The following is a 16,371-nucleotide window of genomic DNA, read 5'->3' as shown; positions in this document are numbered from 1 at the left end:
CACCTCCTGATTAACGTTTAGTGTTGAACATCCGGAGACGGTCTGGTTTCGGCTGAATGTGCTGAACTCTCGCGTCGCTTGATCAGCGCGTAGATCGCCGGGATCACCAGCAGTGTCAGTACTGCCGAAGAGATCATGCCGCCAACCATCGGGGCGGCGATGCGGCGCATGACTTCCGAGCCTGTGCCCGTGCCCCACAGGATAGGTAATAGTCCCGCCATGATTGCCACCACGGTCATCATCTTCGGGCGCACACGTTCTACTGCACCGTGCATGATGGCGGTCTGCAGGTCGTTTGCCGTCGGTGATCTGCCTTCATTGGCGCACTGCGTTCGAACTTCCTGCCATGCATGCTCAAGATAGATCAGCATCACAACACCTGTCTCCGCCGCCACGCCCGCCAGCGCGATGAAGCCGACCGCCACCGCGACGCTCAGGTTGTAATCGAGCAGCCACAGCAGCCATATGCCACCGACGAGCGCGAACGGCACGGACAGCATTACGACCAGCGATTCCGTGACGCGTTTGAAATTCAGGTACAGCAACAGGAAGATGATGAGCAGCGTGATGGGGATCACGATCTTCATCTTCGCGGCGGCGCGTTCCATGTACTCGAATTGTCCGCTCCAGGTCGCGTAGTAGCCGGGCGGGAACTTGACCTGTGCCGCCACCGCCTTGCGTGCCTCAGCCACATATGAACCGATGTCGCGGTCGCGGATGTCCACGTAGATATAGGCGGAGAGCAGGGCGTTCTCGGTGCGGATGGAGGGCGCGCCCTTGCTGATGCTGATGCGGGCAACCTGGCCGAGCGGGATCATCGCGCCATTGTCGGTCGGTACCAGCACTTCGCGTGCGATCTGTTCCGGCGTGCTGCGCAGGTCGCGCGGGTAGCGCACGCTGACACCAAAACGTTCCAGTCCTTCCACTGTGGTGGTGACAGTTTCACCACCCAGTGCCGTGGCGATCACATCCTGTACTTCGCCCACCGTCAGCCCGTAGCGCGCCAGCGCCAGCCTGTCCGGTTCGATGTTGAGATAGAAGCCTCCGGTGATGCGTTCGGCGAATGCACTGGTCGTGCCCGGCACCTTGCGCACCACGGCCTCGATCTCCCGGGCGAGGCGTTCCATCTCGTCCAAATTCTTGCCGAACACCTTGATGCCGATGGGCGTGCGGATACCGGTGGAAAGCATGTCGATGCGCGCCTTGATCGGCATGGTCCACGAGTTCGCCACACCGGGAAATTGCAGCGCTTTGTCCATCTCGGCGATCAGCTTGTCGGTCGTCATGCCGGATCGCCATTCTTCCTGCGGTTTGAGGTTGATCACCGTCTCGAACATCTCCATCGGTGCCGGGTCGGTGGCGGTCTGCGCGCGTCCTGCTTTGCCGAATACCGAAGCGACCTCGGGAAAGCTCTTGATGATCTTGTTTTGCGTCTGCAGCAATTCGGCCGCTTTGGTCACCGACATGCCGGGCAGGGAAGCGGGCATGTAGAACAAAGTACCTTCGTTCAGCGTCGGCATGAACTCGCTGCCCAGTTTCATTGCGGGATACAGGCTGATGAGGCATGCGAGGATGGCAATGGCGAGGGTGGTTTTCTTGTGTTGCAGCACTGCGGCGATGAGCGGGCGATAGCCTGCGATGAGCCAGCGGTTGAGCGGGTTATCCGCTTCCGGCCTGATGCGGCCTCGTATGAACAGCAGCATCAGCACTGGTACCAGCGTGACCGAGAGCAGGGCTGCGCCTGCCATGGCAAAGGTCTTGGTATAGGCCAGCGGGGCGAACAACCTGCCTTCCTGTGATTCCAGCGTGAACACCGGCAGGAACGACACGGTGATGATGAGCAGCGAGAAGAAGAGGGAGGGGCCGACTTCCTTGCAGGCGGCGAGGATGGCGGCGGCACGCTCACCCAGATTGGACTCCCCTCTCACGTTCACGGGAGAGGGGCTGGGGGAGAGGGCGCTGTCGCTGTCGCCTAATTTTCCTCCATTCGCTCTGAGCCCGTCGAAGGGTGAACGGTCCACCGCGCCAAATCCAACACCGGTTCTGACAATTCCGTTCGGCGCGCCGCTCGTTCCTTCGACGAGCTCAGGACGAACGGAATTGGGGGGCTCAGGATGAATGGAATTGGAGGGCTCAGGTTGATCGGAGGGACGAGTAGCCAGTCTCTCCAGATGCTTGTGCGCATTCTCGATCATCACGATAGCCGCATCCACCATCGCGCCGATGGCGATCGCGATCCCTCCCAGGCTCATGATGTTCGAGTTCAGCCCGAGTGCATGCATGGCGATGAAGGCCATCAGTACGCCGATGGGCAGCATCACGATGGCGACCAGTGCGCTGCGGGCATGCATCAGGAATACCATGCACACCAGTGCGACGATCAGGCCTTCTTCCAGCAGCGTGTGCTTGAGCGTGGCGATGGCACGCAGGATCAGTTCGGAACGGTCGTACACCGCCCGAATGCTGACACCCTCCGGCAATCCTGGCGTGACTTCGGCGATCTTGTCCTTGATGTTGCGAATGACCTCCAGCGCGTTTTCGCCATAACGCGCCATGGCGATACCGGATACCACTTCGCCTTCGCCGTTGAGTTCGGCGATGCCGCGCCGCTCGTCCGGCCCGAGTTCAACATGTGCGATATCCCGCAGCAGTACCGGTGTGCCGCGTGGAGCATTCACCACCAGGTTCTCGATATCGCTCTTGCCGTGCAAATAGCCTTTGCCGCGCACCATGTATTCGGTCTCGGCCATTTCCACCGTGCGGCCGCCTACGTCGCGGTTCGAGTCGCGTATCACCTGCGAGACTTTGCTCAACGGTATGCCGTAGGCGCGCAGCTTCACCGGGTCGACCGTCACCTGGTATTGCTGCACGAAGCCGCCGACGGAGGCGACCTCGGCCACGCCATGCGCCTTGGTCAGTTGATAGCGCAAATACCAGTCCTGCATGGCGCGCAACTCGGCGAGATTGTGTTTGTCGCTGAGAACGGCATATTGATATACCCAGCCCACGCCGCTCGCGTCCGGCCCCAGTTGCGGCGACACGCCGTTGGGCATGCGCCCGGCGATGCTGTTGAGGTATTCCAGCACGCGCGAACGCGCCCAGTAGATGTCGGTGCCGTCTTCGAAGATGACATACACGAAGGAGGCCCCGAAGAACGAGAAGCCGCGCACGACCTTGGATTTGGGCACGGACAGCATGGCCGTGGTGAGCGGGTAGGTGACCTGGTCTTCCACCACCTGCGGCGCTTGGCCGGGATACTCGGTATAGACGATCACCTGCACATCGGACAGGTCGGGCAGCGCGTCCAGCGGGGTTTTGAGCAGAGCATAGATGCCAGCCAGCGTGATGAACAGGGTGGCGAGCAATACCAGGAAGCGGTTGCGTGCCGACCATTCGATAATTTTGGAGAGCATGTCAGTGCCCTCCGTGTTGCGCTTGCAGGGTGGTGATCACAAATTCTCCCGGCTTCCGTTCGACGAGCTCGAAAGTGATCGCTGTGCCCGGCTTGATACCCTCAACCAGAGAGGCATTCGCCAGTATGAAGTCCATGGTCATGCCGGGCCAGCCTAGCGATTTGATCGGCTCATGCGTGATGCTTACCGTGCCATCCGGGTTGACGGCATCGAGAACTCCCTGTCCCTGATGACCGACCATTTTTTGCATCGTCTGCGCCGTGGAGAACTGTCCCGTGTGATCTGCCGGTACGGAGACAGGAGCAGCATTGCCGGTGGTTTTCGCGTCCATGCCGTTCAGCGCGGCTTTGAGGTTGCTTTCCGCATCGATCAGGAAGTTGGCGGAAGTGACCACCTGTTCGCCCTCCGCGACGCCATTCAGTATCTCGATGTAGTCGTCGCTGCGGCTGCCCGGCGTGACTGTGCGCGGTTCAAAGCGCCCTTCGGCAAGGCGTACCAGCACGACCTGGCGGGTGCCGCTGTCGATCACGGCGGAGGCCGGTACAGTCAGCACCTTGCCGCTCTTGCCCGCGTCGATCAGCGCATTGGCGAACATGGCTGGTTTGAGCAATCCCTTGGGATTGGCGATCTCCATGCGGACTTGAACCGTGCGCGTCGCGCTGTCCAGCGTCGGATAGATGAAGGTCACCCTGCCGTCGAAGGTGCGATCCGGATAGGCATCGACGGTGACCTGTGTGCGGCTGCCGAGCTGCACCTGTCCGATATCCTGTTCCGGAACTTCGGCGATGGCCCACACCGATGCGAGGTCTGCGATCTGGTACAGCGGCTCGCCGGGCATGAAGCGCATGCCCTGCACGGCCTTTTTCTCCAGCACGATGCCGGTGACCGGCGCACGGAATGTCACACGCTGACTGCTTCCATCGCTGGCTGACGTGGCGGATTGCGCGTCAGTGATGTCCCAGTTGTGCAGACGCGCTGCGCTGGCCGTAACCAGTTGCTGCATGCTTTTCTTCGCGTCGCCGTCGGCGTTTTGCATCGAAGCCAGACCCTGCAAGGCCAATGCGTGTTCGCGTTGCGCCGAGACCAGGTCGGGGCTGTATACATCGAACAGCGCCTGGCCTTTGCTGACGGCCTGTCCGGTGGTGTTCACATAGAGATGTTCCACCCAGCCTTCGAACTTCGGTGCGATGGTGTAAGTGCGCCGTTCGTCGACCTCGATCCGACCCGTCGCGCGCAATGTCTTGTTCAGTTCTCGCATCGCGGCGGCTTCGCTTTTCACGCCCAGTTTTTGCACCTTGTCGAGGCTGATGCCGAGCTGGCCAGCCGGCTCCGCTTCACCCTCATACACCGGCACGTAATCCATGCCCATGGCATCTTTTTTCCGTACCGGCGAAGTGTCCGGCAACCCCATCGGGTTGCGGTAGTACAGCAATTTGCGCTCCCCGCTTTTCACCGTATCCCGTATCCCGTGTCCCGTATCCTGTTTCCCGTATCCCGTATCCTGTTTCCCGAGCCAGTATCCGGTTGCAGCCACGGCAAGCAACAGCAGAAAGACCAGGGTTGTTTTTGCGAGTTTGTTCATAATTCTTCTCCCAACAATTTTTCGATATCGGCCAGCCGCGATTGCCCTTCCAGTTGCGCTTTGAGTTGCTGCTGCCGGGCCTGCAATATCTGCCGCTGCGCATCGATCAGCGTGGCGAAATCGACCTTGCCTGTCTGGTATCCGGCCAGGGCGGATTGATAAGTGAGTTCACTTTGCGGCAGCAATCGGGTGGTGATCAGCGTGTCTGTGCGTCTGGCCGATTCCAGCGCGGAAAGGTTTTCCGACAAACTGGATTCCGCCTGATTGAGAGTGGATTGCTTGCGCGCACTGGCGGCGGCCAGCATCGCTTCGGCCTCGTGTTCCTGCGAGCGGCGTACTGATTGTTGCAGTGGGATACTGAATTCGACCATCACATCCCAGGTATTTATTGAAGTGTACTGGGTACGACCTACGCCGAGCGTGAAGCCCGGATAACGGTTGGAATAGGCCAGGTCGCGGCTTTTATCGGCGGACTGTATCTGCGCATCCGCAATTTGCAATTGCGGGTTGTGCGCGCGCAGCCGTTCCAGCAAAGTGTCCTCATCCAGACTCGCGGCGGGAGGGAGCGGGCGGGGTTGCACGGGCTCGGCCAGCGCCGCATTGACGGGACGCGACAGCAGGCTATTCAATTTGGCATGCTCATGGTGGCGTTCGTTCTGGATCCCGATCAGTTCTCCGAGCAGCGTGGTCGTCTCGATCTGCACGCGGACGACATCCTGCTGGGAACTCAAGCCGTTCGCATAGCGCTCCCTGACGATCTGTTCCAGGTTATCGAGCAGGTCGAGCGTTTCCTGTGTCAGGTGTTCGCTGGCCGCGAGGTAGTAGCTCATCGCATAGTCCGTCTTGAGCTGGTTCGCCAGATCGGACCAATCGGCGGCAGTTTGTCCGTTGGCCTGCTCAATTTGCGCGGTGGCGATCCCGCGCTGCAGATCCCGCTTGCCGAACCAGGGCACGAACTGGCTCAACTGGTAGCTTTGAATCGGCATCACGTTCGGAATCATGTTGGTGGCCTGGCTGGTGATGTCATACCGCTGGGTACGCAATACCGGGTCCGGCAGGGCGCTGGCAGGCTCAGCCCTCTGTTGCGCCGCCTCGGCATCAAGGCGCAAGGCTGCAAGTTCCGGATTGTGCTCGCGCGCGTAATCCAGTAATCCGGTCAGGTTGCTGCCCAGGGGTTCATCGGCCGCGGCCGGTGTGAGCCAGAGCGTGCAAAGCACGGTGAAAATCGATAGAGATGGTTTCATGTTCCGCATCCTAGTTGCATTGGCAATGCAGGCGGACAGTCGCACGCGACCGCCCAACGGCGCGGGACGAGAATCAGGCTATGAAACGACGACTATGGAATCAACAGACGGACTCGTCCCGTATCAGGCGCGGACGAGAGGCGGGGGAACCAGCGGGGCGGAAACAAGGGAGTCAAACGCAACCAGATAGGGTGTGATTTCAGTTGTGGCGGTTTGCACGGGAATCATTTCCATTCCAGGTACGACGAGGTAACCGGTGCAGGCCAGATGGCAGACGCCGCATGAATTGCAGGAGGTGTCATGCTCATCTGTTGTAGTGTGCATTTTGCAGGGATGCTGATGCTGTCCGGTCATGTCGGCGTGCGACATCATATTCATATGAGCCGCAGCGGTTTCATGACTTCTGCCTTGCTGCATTTGCATGGACACTGTTGCCGCAAGCGCGCTACCGTTGAAAATCGGGAGCCACAGCAGTAACAATATGGCAATAAATTTTCCGGATGATCTGAACATGGCGTCAGTGTGGCGAAGTACTGACCGATAGTCAAATACTGAGGTCAAATACTATATTCAACTGGTCTGTTTTAACCGCCTCTTTTACCGCCGGAATATATCCATTGTCAGCACATCGCGCTGCGGTTAAAGTTAGTGATATCCACACACAAGAACAAAGAAGGTAGAAGATGGCGATATTAATGATAGTTGTGCTGGTAGTGGTTTTGCTGCTGGCCTTCTTCCGCTCTTCCATATGGGGATGGTTGATCGCTTTCGCGGTACTCGTGCCCTTGGTGGCAATGGTAAGCCGTATTTCCGACGGAGCCCTGCAAACTGTTTACATCGCACTCGGCATCTTCCTCGCTGTTCTGGGCATTCCCGCCTTGCGCCGTCTGCTGGTCAGCGGCTTCATACTCGGCATCTTCCGCAAAATACTGCCGCAGGTTTCGCAGACCGAGCAAGAGGCGCTGGACGCAGGCACGGTAGGCTGGGATGGCGAACTGTTCAGCGGCAATCCGCACTGGAGACAGCTGCTGGACTTGCCCAAGACCGGCCTGAGCGAACGCGAGCAAGCTTTTCTCGATAACGAAGTCGAACAACTTTGCGCGATGGTGGACGACTGGGATGTCACCCACACAAGGCAGGACTTGTCGCCGGAAGCCTGGCAGTTCATCAAGGACAAAGGGTTCTTCGGCATGATCATCCCGAAGGAATACGGCGGCCTGGAATTCTCGGCGCAGGCGCAATCCGCAGTGGTGGCCAAGGTCGCTTCGCGCAGCGGTACGGCGGCGGTGACGGTGATGGTGCCCAATTCGCTGGGACCGGCTGAATTGTTGCTGCACTACGGTACGCAGGAGCAAAAGGAAAAATACCTGCGCAACCTCGCATGCGGCAAGGAAATTCCCTGCTTCGCCCTGACCGGTCCGTTCGCAGGTTCGGATGCGGGTGCGATCCCCGATTACGGCATCGTCTGTTACGGCGATTTCAACGGACACAGCAATGTGCTCGGCGTGCGTGTCACCTGGGAGAAGCGCTACATCACGCTGGCCCCGGTCGCAACGCTGCTCGGTCTGGCATTCAAACTCTTCGACCCGCAGAACCTGCTGGGTGCCGAAGTCTCGCGCGGCATCACGCTGGCGCTGATCCCGACCGATACCCCCGGCGTCAATGTGGGTCGCCGTCACTTCCCGCTCAACTCCGCCTTTCTGAACGGCCCGACCACGGGCAAAGATGTTTTTATCCCGATGGACTACATCATCGGCGGCACCATGCGTATCGGGCAAGGCTGGCGCATGCTGATGGAATGTCTGGCGGCGGGGCGAGCCATCTCTTTGCCGGCCAGCGCGACGGGCGGCATCAAGCTGGCGGCGCGTACCAGCGGTGCCTATTGCCGCGTGCGCAAACAGTTCAAGGTACCGGTGGGCAAGTTCGAAGGCGTGGAAGAAGCGCTTACCCGCATCGGCGGCAATCTTTATGTGATGGATGCGGCGCGCACGATGACTGCACAGGCGCTGGATCTGGGCGGCAAACCGTCCGTCATCTCCGCCATCGTCAAATACCATTGCACCGAGCGCGGCCGTATTGCCATCAACGACGCGATGGATGTGCACGGCGGCAAGGGAATCTGTCTGGGGCCCGATAACTATCTGGGGCGTGCTTACCAGCAAACACCGATCGGTATCACGGTGGAAGGAGCGAATATCCTCACGCGCAGTCTGATCATATTCGGACAGGGTGCCGTGCGTTCGCATCCTTACGTGCTGAAGGAGATTCATGCCGCACACGATGAGGATACCAAACGCGCTGTGCGCGAATTCGATGCCGCCCTGTTCGGACACATCAGTTTCAGCCTGAGCAACGCGGTGCGCAGCCTGGTCTACGGTCTGACCGGCGGACGCATCATCGGTGTGCCGACCGAACAACCGACCAAAGCCTACTATCAGGCGCTGACGCGTTACTCAGCCGCGTTCGCTTTCGCTTCGGATGTTTCCATGCTGGTATTGGGTGGCGCACTCAAACGCCGCGAGAAACTGTCCGCGCGTCTGGGCGATGTACTGAGCCAGATGTACCTCTGCTCAGCGGTACTGAAACGCTTCGAGGACGACGGTCGTCCCGAGGAAGACCTGCCGCTGTTGCACTGGGGGATGCAGGATGGTCTGTATCGCATCCAGACAGCGCTCGACGGCGTGTTGCAGAACTTCCCCAACCGCTTTGCGGCGCTGGTGTTGCGCGCCATGATCTTCCCGCTGGGGCAATGCCGCAAGCCGCCCAGCGACCATGTCGGCCATCAGGTTGCCTCGTTGTTGCTCAAGCCCGGTGCGGCACGCGATCGCCTGACCGCGGGCATGTTCATCCCGTCCGATGAGAAAGATGCCGTCGGCGCATTGGAGGCCGCACTTGCCAGTACACTGGTGTGCGAACCGTTGCAGGCTGTTCTGGAAAAGGCGCGCAAGGAAGGCAAGATCAAAGCGCGCGAAGAGCTGCAACAGATCTCCGAAGCACGCGAACTTGGCTACATCGATGCCGGGCAGGCGCAGCAGCTGGAACGCGATTACGCCTTGCGCCGCAAGGTCATCATGGTTGACGACTTCGCGCCGGAAACATTGAGGGCGAATCAGGGATGACCGGCCTGCACGACAAGGTGATCTTCATCACCGGATCCAGCCGCGGCATCGGACGCGAGATCGCGTTGCGTTGCGCACGCGATGGGGCCAGGGTGGTCATCACCGGCAAGACGGCTGAGGCGCATCCCAAGCTGCCCGGAACCATACACAGCGTGGCGGAAGAAGCGATCGCCGCGGGCGGACAGGCGTTGGCGATCCGGCTCGATGTGCGCGACGAGCAAGCCATTCATGCGGCTGTCGAGCAGGCGGCGGTGCATTTCGGCGGCATCGACGTGCTGGTCAACAATGCCAGTGCCATCAGTCTTACACCCACGCTGCAAACTCCCGCCAAGCGTCTCGACCTGATGTGGGACGTGAACATGCGCGCGACCTTTCTTGCTTCGCAGGCCTGCATTCCGCATCTCCGGAAAGCGGCAAACCCGCATATCCTGACGCTCTCGCCGCCGCTCAATTTCGAGGCGAAATGGTTTGCGCCGCATGTCGCCTATTCCATCTCGAAATTCGGCATGAGCCTGTGCGCGCTGGGCATGGCGAAGGAATTCGCGGAGGACGGCATCGCGGTGAACTGCCTGTGGCCGCGCACCACCATCGCCACCGCCGCCATCGAGTTCAATTTTCCCGAAGCCATCCTGCGTGCCTCGCGCAAGCCAGCCATCGTGGCCGATGCGGCGCATGCCATTCTGCTGCGCGACAGCAAGACATTCAGCGGCCATTTTTTCATCGACGATGAGGTGTTGCGCGCGGAAGGCGTGAGGGACTTCGAACAATATGCAGTCAGCCCGGGCGAGAAGCTGTTCAGCGATCTGTTCTTGTAGCAAACATAATAAAAAAACGGGAGTCGGGGGAATGAATTCAACAGAAAAAGAAGATGTGATATCACCGCAGCAGGCGGTGACTTTGCACGGCCTGTTCCTGGAACGGGTGCGCCGTTCGCGGGACAAAATCGCATACCGCTATTTCGACAACCGGCAATCGGTCTGGGTCGATTTGAGCTGGGGGCAGATGCTTGAGCAGGTTGCGCGCTGGCAGGGGGCGTTGGCCCAGGAAGGTCTGGCCAAGGGTGACCGTGTGGCGCTCATGCTGCGCAATTGCCCGCAATGGGTGATGTTCGATCAGGCGGCGATGTCGCTGGGTCTGGTCGTGGTGCCGCTATACACGGTGGATCGGGCCGAGAACATCGCCTATATCGTCAACGACGCACAAGTGAAAGTGGTGCTGTTCGAGACGGCCGAGCAATGGCGGGAGCTCCGCGGTGTGGTAGGTCAGATGGGCTGTGTGCAACGCTTCATCTCGCTGGACGAGTTCAAGAGCGAGGAGGAGCGGCTGGTTCCGGCCGCCAAATATCTGCATGCACAGTCGGTTGAGTTGCAGCCCGCCGTCACGTGCGAGAGCGGCGAACTGGCGAGCATCATCTATACGTCGGGCACGACGGGCAAGCCCAAAGGCGTGATGCTGAGCCATTCCAACATGCTGAGCAACATTTACGACGGCATGGCTACCTTTGCGGTATACAAGAATGACCTGATGCTCTCTTTCCTGCCGTTATCCCACACATTCGAACGCACTTGCGGCTATTACATGCAGGTGATGACGGGCGCGACGGTCGCCTATGCACGGTCCATTCCATTACTGTCGGAAGATCTGCAAACCATACGCCCGACTCTCCTGATTTCTGTTCCGCGTATTTACGAACGCATATACGGCGCAATCAATACCAAACTGAGGGAAGGTTCGCCGCTCAAACGTATGTTGTTCAAGCTGGCGGTGGATGTTGGCTGGTCGCGTTTTCAACATCAGCAGGGACGGGCGGGCTGGAAACTTTCGTTCCTGCTGTGGCCCCTGCTGCAAAAACTGGTGGCGCAAAAGATCATGGACAGGCTGGGCGGACGCTTGCGCACTGCCGTCACCAGCGGTGCGGCGCTGGCACCAGAGATTTCGCGCATGTTCATCGGCCTGGGGCTGCCCGTGGTGCAGGGCTACGGACTCACCGAAACCAGCCCCATCGTGGCTGGCAACAAGCTGGATAACAATTTCCCGGATAGCGTGGGGCAACCGATACGCGGCGTGCAAGTGAAGCTGGGCGCGCAGAGTGCGCTGCTGGTGAAGGGGCCGAACGTGATGATGGGGTACTGGAATAATCCCGAGGCAACCCGGGCCATGATTGACGCCGACGGCTGGCTGAACACCGGCGACACTGCGCACATAAGCGAGACGGGGCACATTTACATTACCGGTCGCCTGAAGGAGATCATCGTCTTGTCCAACGGCGAGAAGATGCCGCCCGCCGACATCGAGGCCGCCATCCTGCATGATCCCCTGATCGACCAGGTGATGATATGCGGCGAGGCCCGCCCGTACCTGGTTGCGCTTGCCGTGCTCAATCCTGAGGTGTGGACGGCTGTCGCTGCAAAAGTCGGCGTGCGGCCGGACATGCCTGAATCGTTGACCGACAGCAACATGGAAGCCAAAGTGTTGCGGCGCATCGCGCGCAACATGAGCCAATTTCCAGGTTATGCCAACGTGCATCGCGTGTTGCTGCTGCTGGAGCCTTGGACCATCGACAACGGTCTGCTCACGCCGACCCTGAAACTCAAGCGCGCCGTCGTCGCACAGCGATTTGCGGCGCAGATCGACGAACTTTACAAAGGACACTGAACAATGACTACTGCAGCACCCGCGACCTTACCGGATCGCCAGCCTACCTTGCGCGTGGCAGCAATGCCTTCGGACGCCAACTACACGGGAGACATCTTCGGCGGATGGTTGATGGGGCAGGTCGACATCGCCGGCAGCATCCCCGCGGTGCACCGAGCCAAAGGAAGGGTGGCGACGATAGCCGTCAATTCGTTCGTATTCAAACAACCCATCTTTGTCGGCGATATCGTCAGTTTTTACACCAGGATCGTGAAGGCGGGGACGACATCAGTCACTGTGGATGTCGAAGTTTTTGTGCAGCGCGATCCCGAGAACCCGACCTGTCTCAAGGTGACTGAAGCGACGCTGACTTATGTTGCGGTGGGAGAGGATCGCAAGCCGCGGCCCTTGCCGCCCCAGGAATAGCAGGTCCGCATCTTGCAGCAGATAAATTTTTTAGTCCCAGGAGAGATTGAGTCATGAAGTTATACAGATCGTTGATCGCCATGTCCGTGACGAGCGCATTGCTGGCAATGTCCGGCAATGCGGAGGCAGCGGCATTTGCACTGATCGAGCAAAGCAGCGGACTGGGCAATGCCTTTGCCGGCGGTGCTGCAGGTGCCGAAGATGCGACTACCATCTTTTTCAACCCGGCCGGCATGTCCAGGCTGAAGGGCAACCAGGTGACCGTGGCCGGCAGCCTGATCCAGCCCTCGATCAAATTCTCGAACACCGGATCGACGGCCGCGGCATTCCAGCCATTTGGTGACAATGGCGGCGATGCAGGCAGCCTGGTGCTGGTGCCCAACACCTATATGGTGATGGAGGTCGAGCCCGCCCTGCGCTTCGGTCTGGGCATCAATTCCCCCTTCGGATTACAGACCCAATATGACCCGACCTGGGTCGGGCGCTTTCAGGCGATCAACTCGAAGATCCGAACCATCAACCTGAATCCTTCGTTCTCATACGAGATGAACGACAGCGTCAGTCTGGGTCTCGGGCTGAGCTACCAGCACATCACCGGCGATCTTTCCAATGCCGTGAACTACACTGCGCTCTCGGGCGGGTTGGCAAGCGGCGAAGGAATCAGCTCGATGAGCGGCAGCGATTCGTCCTGGGGCTACAACTTCGGGGTCTTGTTCAATGTCGCGCCGGATTCCCGCATCGGGCTGTCCTATCGCTCGAAGATCAAGTACAACCTGAATGGCTCGGTGAGCTTCAGCAACGTCCCAGCTGTATTGCAGGGGCAGGCGGCGCTTCAGAACGGCAATGTGTCGCTGCCGATCAGCATGCCCGATATGTTGTCGATCAGCGGCTTCCATCAATTGAACGACAAGTGGGATGTGATGGCCGACGCGAGCAGGACGGGTTGGAGTGTCATGCAACAAATGGTGGTCAGCCGCGCCAACGGGAGCGTTTTGCAGACGACCCCGGAACACTGGACCAACACCTGGCGTTTCAGCCTGGGGTCGACCTATCACTACAACGAACAATGGCTGGCCCGCGTCGGTGTGGCCTACGACCAGACGCCGGTGCCCGCTGCTTACCTGACTGCGCGCATCCCCGACAACAACCGTACCTGGCTGACGTTCGGCGGCCAGTACAAGGTATCGGATACCAGCAAGGTGGATTTCGGTTACGCCCACCTGTTCGTCAAGGATACTTCCATCGCCAACAACCAGACTGCAACCGGTGCGGGCGATCTGGTGGGTACCTTCAGCAGCAGCATCAACATAGTGACCGTGCAGTACGCATATAATTTCTGATCGTCTTCGGCAAGTGGCGGGATTGTGCCCGCCGCTTTTTTTCAGCATAAATTCGGGAGTATCGCGATGAGCAATCATCTGAAAGTTCGCAAGGTTGCCGTACTCGGCGCCGGCGTGATGGGGGCGCAGATCGCCGCGCACCTGGTCAATGCCAACGTCGAGACATTGTTGTTCGAATTGCCGTCGAAAGAGGGCGACCCGAACGGCAACGTGAACAAGGCGCTGGACGGTTTGAAGAAACTCGAGCCCGCAGCCATCTCCAGCCCCGCAAAGATCACTTACATCCAGGCTGCAAATTACGACCAGCACCTGGAGAAGCTGCGCGAGTGCGACCTGATCATCGAAGCCATTGCCGAGCGCATGGACTGGAAGTCCGACCTGTACCGCAAGGTTGCACCGTTCGTGAATGCGAACGCCATTTTTGCCACCAATACTTCCGGCTTGTCCATCAACAAGCTGGCCGAAGCATTCCCCGAAAGCCTGCGCCATCGTTTCTGCGGCATCCACTTTTTCAACCCGCCGCGCTACATGCATCTGGTCGAACTCATTCCATGCAAAGGTACCGAAGCGGAACTGCTCGACCAGTTGGAAACCTTCCTCGTCTCCACGCTGGGCAAGGGTGTGGTACGCGCCAAGGACACGCCCAACTTCATCGCCAACCGCATCGGCGTCTTCTCCATGCTCGCCACCAAGCATCATGCGGCGGAATTCAACCTCGGTTTCGACATGGTGGACGCACTCACCGGGCGTTATCTTGGTCGCCCCAAAAGCGCCACCTTCCGCACGCTGGATGTGGTCGGCCTCGATGTGTTCGCGCATGTGGTCAACACCATGCGCGAGAACCTGACCGACGATCCCTGGCACAAGCACTTCGAGCTGCCCAGCTGGTTCAAGTACCTGGTCGACCAGGGCTCCCTGGGACAGAAGACCAAACGCGGCGTCTACATGAAGATAGGCAAGGAGATCCATGTGCTGGACCTGCACACGCGGGAATACCGCCTCTCCGATGCCAAGGTGGACGACGGCGTGAAGGACATCCTGCGCGAACGCGACTGGGCCAAGAAACTCGCCGGACTGCGCAGCAATCCGCATCCGCAGGCGCAATTCCTGTGGGCGACATTCCGCGACGTGTTCCACTATTGCGCATTGCAGCTGGAATCCATCGCGAACAACACGCGCGACCTCGACCTGGCCGTGCGCTGGGGCTTCGGCTGGGACAACGGCCCGTTCGAGATCTGGCAGGCGGCAGGCTGGCAGCAAGTGGCGGGATGGATCAGCGAAGATATTGCTGCGGGCAAGGCGATGGCAAGCACACCATTGCCCGCCTGGGCCACCGATCCGTCACGTCTTGCAGTGCATGGCATGCCGGGTTCCTATGCGCCTGCCAGCAACACTTACCAACCGCGTTCCTCCCTCCCGGTCTACCAGCGCCAGCTCTACCCGGACCGGCTCCTCGGCGAGGAGCGCCACTACGGCGAAACCGTATTCGAGACCGACGAAGTGCGCCTGTGGCACACGGGAGATACGATTGCCATCCTGAGCTTCAAGAGCAAGATGCACACCGTCAGCAACGAAGTGCTGGACGGCATCCTGCGCGCGGTAAACGAAGCCGAGGCGCATTTCAGCGCGCTCATCCTGTGGCAGACCGAGCCGCCATTCTCGGCCGGAGCCAACCTGCTGCAACTGATGCAGGGCATGCAGGAACCGGTGCAGGGCGAAGGCATGTTCGGCCGCTTCAAGCAGGCCGCCAGCCGCGTCAAATACACCATTGCGGGTGGCGGGGGGCTGGGCGATATTGTTAACGCTGCGGCGGGCAACGTGCCGAAAGTGGAAGCCGTGGTCGCCAAGTTTCAGCAAGTCTCGATGCGCCTCAAGTATGCGCTTGTGCCTACCATCGCCGCCGTGGACGGCCTCGCGCTCGGCGGTGGTTGCGAATTCTCCATCCACTGCACGCGCATCGTTGCCACGCTGGAAACCTACATCGGCTTGGTCGAAGTCGGGGTCGGACTGATTCCCGCAGGCGGCGGCTGCAAGGAGATGGCGCAACGCGCGGCACAAGAGGCACAGCGCTTCGCCAGCGACAATCGCGTCGACGTCTTCCCTTACCTGCGCAGATATTTCCAGAACATCGCCATGGGCGAAGTCGCCAAGAGCGCCGAGATGGCGCGCGAGATGGGCTACCTCAGGCAATCCGATCGCATCGTGCTGAACCGCTTCGAACTGCTGCACGTCGCCAAGGAAGAGGCAAAAGCACTTAACGCCACGGCCTACCGCCCGCCGCTGCACCAGCGCCAGATCATCGTGGCCGGACGCACCGGCATCGCCACCCTGCAGGCAGCGATGGTCAACATGCTGGAAGGCAACTTCATCTCCGAATACGACTACAACATTGGTAGCCGCGTCGCCGAGACCCTGTGCGGCGGAGATGTGGATGCGGGCAGTATGGTGGACGAACAATGGCTGCTCGACCTGGAGCGGCGCCACTTCATGGAGTTGCTGGGGCATTTCAAGACGCAGGACCGGATTGAATATATGTTGAAAAATGGGAAGCCGCTGAGGAATTGAAGCATTCGCACGCTTCTTATTAAGTGGTTCTATTGGAAATGCTTTGAA

General features: G+C 59.6%; 10 protein-coding genes. 6 read left to right on the top strand and 4 right to left on the bottom strand.

Features of this window, described 5'->3' with window-relative positions; translation table 11 throughout:
• Positions 1-17: 17 nt before the first annotated feature.
• The 4 genes from QOY30_RS09990 to QOY30_RS09975 form a co-directional block, all read right to left on the bottom strand.
• Positions 18-3,413, bottom strand: coding sequence for an efflux RND transporter permease subunit (locus QOY30_RS09990; protein ID WP_283744468.1), 3,396 nt, complete (start codon positions 3,411-3,413; stop codon positions 18-20).
• A gap of 1 nt (position 3,414) precedes the next feature.
• Positions 3,415-4,995, bottom strand: coding sequence for an efflux RND transporter periplasmic adaptor subunit (locus QOY30_RS09985; protein ID WP_283744467.1), 1,581 nt, complete (start codon positions 4,993-4,995; stop codon positions 3,415-3,417).
• Positions 4,992-6,239, bottom strand: coding sequence for a TolC family protein (locus QOY30_RS09980; RefSeq protein WP_283744466.1), 1,248 nt, complete (start codon positions 6,237-6,239; stop codon positions 4,992-4,994). The genes QOY30_RS09985 and QOY30_RS09980 overlap by 4 nt, the downstream gene beginning before the upstream one ends.
• A 123-nt stretch (positions 6,240-6,362) precedes the next feature.
• Positions 6,363-6,752 (bottom strand): DUF2946 family protein, encoded by a 390-nt coding sequence (locus tag QOY30_RS09975; RefSeq protein WP_283744465.1) that lies wholly within the window; start codon positions 6,750-6,752, stop codon positions 6,363-6,365.
• Positions 6,753-6,934: 182 nt separating this feature from the next.
• Here QOY30_RS09975 and QOY30_RS09970 point away from each other — a divergent pair, with 182 nt between their 5' ends.
• The 6 genes from QOY30_RS09970 to QOY30_RS09945 all read left to right on the top strand — a co-directional run bounded on the left by QOY30_RS09970 (position 6,935) and on the right by QOY30_RS09945 (position 16,323).
• Complete coding sequence (locus QOY30_RS09970; RefSeq protein WP_283744464.1) at positions 6,935-9,358, top strand: acyl-CoA dehydrogenase; 2,424 nt, start codon at positions 6,935-6,937, stop codon at positions 9,356-9,358.
• Positions 9,355-10,173 carry an SDR family oxidoreductase gene (locus tag QOY30_RS09965; protein WP_283744463.1) on the top strand — a complete coding sequence of 273 codons (819 nt, stop codon included), beginning with the start codon at positions 9,355-9,357 and terminating at the stop codon, positions 10,171-10,173. The genes QOY30_RS09970 and QOY30_RS09965 overlap by 4 nt, the downstream gene beginning before the upstream one ends.
• A 31-nt stretch (positions 10,174-10,204) precedes the next feature.
• Positions 10,205-12,013 carry an AMP-dependent synthetase/ligase gene (locus QOY30_RS09960; protein WP_283744462.1) on the top strand — a complete coding sequence of 603 codons (1,809 nt, stop codon included), beginning with the start codon at positions 10,205-10,207 and terminating at the stop codon, positions 12,011-12,013.
• 3 nt (positions 12,014-12,016) lie between these two features.
• On the top strand, positions 12,017-12,418 hold the full coding sequence (locus QOY30_RS09955) for an acyl-CoA thioesterase (protein ID WP_283744461.1): 402 nt from the start codon (positions 12,017-12,019) through the stop codon (positions 12,416-12,418).
• 53 nt (positions 12,419-12,471) lie between these two features.
• A complete protein-coding gene (locus tag QOY30_RS09950) occupies positions 12,472-13,758 on the top strand; it encodes an OmpP1/FadL family transporter (RefSeq protein ID WP_283744460.1) in 1,287 nt (428 codons plus the stop codon).
• 66 nt (positions 13,759-13,824) lie between these two features.
• Positions 13,825-16,323 carry a 3-hydroxyacyl-CoA dehydrogenase/enoyl-CoA hydratase family protein gene (locus tag QOY30_RS09945; RefSeq protein WP_283744459.1) on the top strand — a complete coding sequence of 833 codons (2,499 nt, stop codon included), beginning with the start codon at positions 13,825-13,827 and terminating at the stop codon, positions 16,321-16,323.
• The last annotated feature ends 48 nt before the right edge of the window (positions 16,324-16,371 follow it).

It is taken from the genome of Sideroxydans sp. CL21 (assembly GCF_902459525.1).
In the GTDB taxonomy this organism is placed as follows: domain Bacteria; phylum Pseudomonadota; class Gammaproteobacteria; order Burkholderiales; family Gallionellaceae; genus Sideroxyarcus.
Note: the sequence above shows the minus strand (reverse complement) of the source record. Positions and strands in the feature narration are given on the sequence as shown.